At 52.6% G+C, this 1,289-nt stretch carries 2 protein-coding genes and 1 pseudogene; all 3 read right to left on the bottom strand.

Annotated features, from left to right (window positions below):
- Positions 1-294 precede the first annotated feature (294 nt).
- Positions 295-705 (bottom strand): annotated as a pseudogene (locus B0T39_RS26350) (IS5 family transposase); the annotation flags it as partial.
- Between the two features lie 27 nt (positions 706-732).
- Entirely contained in the window at positions 733-1,089 is a 357-nt protein-coding gene (locus B0T39_RS26345; protein WP_254894642.1) for a transposase, read from the bottom strand.
- Positions 1,090-1,140: 51 nt separating this feature from the next.
- Positions 1,141-1,289: transposase (locus B0T39_RS24640; protein WP_141111082.1), on the bottom strand; the 149-nt coding region annotated here is incomplete at its 5' end.

Here is a 1,289-nt window from a genome sequence, read left to right as displayed (position 1 = left end):
TTCGGCCTGCTTGAGAAAGCCAATGATCTGTTCTTCGGTGAATCTGCTCTTCTTCATGTCCGTCATTCTCCTTCAGTGACGGACTTCTCTCTACTTTTGATTGGTAAGGCCTAAGGGGAGCAGATCAGGCGGAGTAGACTCTAGTTCACTGCCGGATACGCAGCTTAGAAACTCCAGCCGGGCAAAATGACCGGCTTCGCCGGGTTCACTGCCGGATAGGCAGCTTAGAAAGCGTCTTTGTGCACGCCGGAATACGGATCTGGTTCACTGCCGGGTAGGCCGCTTAGAGCCTGCTCACGATCTTTTGAGCAACAACACGAGGAAGGCTAAATGGATGAACTGCAAGCTGGTATTGAATTTCCGCTCGCCTTTCTTCCATAACCGTCTGCATTTCTCAAGCCAAGCAAATGAACGTTCTACCACCCAACGTTGAGGCATCACCGCAAATTGGTGCAGTTCACTGCGCTTGGCTATATGGACCTGGGCCCCCAGAAAACTTTCCACTCCTTGGGCGAATGGCTTTCCCATGTAGCCCCCATCAGCCAAGATGCTCTTCACGCTTCGTAAATCAGAGGCCCGACCTCCTAGAGCAGCCATCAGCGCACCTTTCCGATCCGTCACATCCGCCGTCGTCACCGCAATGGCATGCGGCAGCCCTTGCGTGTCAACAGCAAGATGACGCTTGATCCCTGAACCTTCTTGCCTGCGTCGTAGCTCTTTAGCTGCGCGGTATCAGTGTTCTTCACGCTTTATGCATCCACGATCAAAAAGCTGCTCGAGGATTTGCGCCCCAGTCTGATACGGGCCTCTCCAACCAGATTTTTTGAGGGCCCGCTCCAAGATGCTGACACCATCCTGGTCGGGCTCGCTCCAGCGACTAAAGTAGGCATGCACCGTTCGCCACTTGGGAAACTCACTGAGCAACATTCGCCATTGGCAGCCACTCTTGAGCAAATAGAGCACAGCACACCAGACCTCGAACAGGTCCACTGTCCTTGGCTTGGTTTTCTTGCGCAGGCTTTCCAATAGCGGTCTGATCTGTTCGAACTGTTCACGACTTACGTCGCTTGGATAATGGCTTCTTCGCATTCGGCAATTATCTCAGGACAAAAAGATCGTGAACAGACTCTAAGAGCCTGTTCACGATCTTTTGAGCAACAGCACGAGGAAGGCTAAATGGATGAACTGCAAGCTGGTATTGAGTTTCCGCTCGCAGTTCTTCCATAACCGTCGGCATTTCTCAAGCCAAGCAAATGAGCGCTCCACCACCCAACGTTGAGGCATCACCG

Origin of the sequence: Chromobacterium haemolyticum (assembly GCF_002081825.1) — a bacterium.
In the GTDB taxonomy this organism is placed as follows: Bacteria; Pseudomonadota; Gammaproteobacteria; order Burkholderiales; family Chromobacteriaceae; genus Chromobacterium; species Chromobacterium fluminis.
The sequence above is the reverse complement of the archived record's forward strand: the minus strand, read 5'-3'. Positions and strand labels throughout refer to the sequence as shown.

What these genes read in the sequence shown, in the direction of transcription:
- B0T39_RS26345 (WP_254894642.1), bottom strand. Translation starts at nt 1,089, where the DNA reads ATGCGAAGAAGCCATTATCCAAGCGACGTAAGTCGTGAACAGTTCGAA.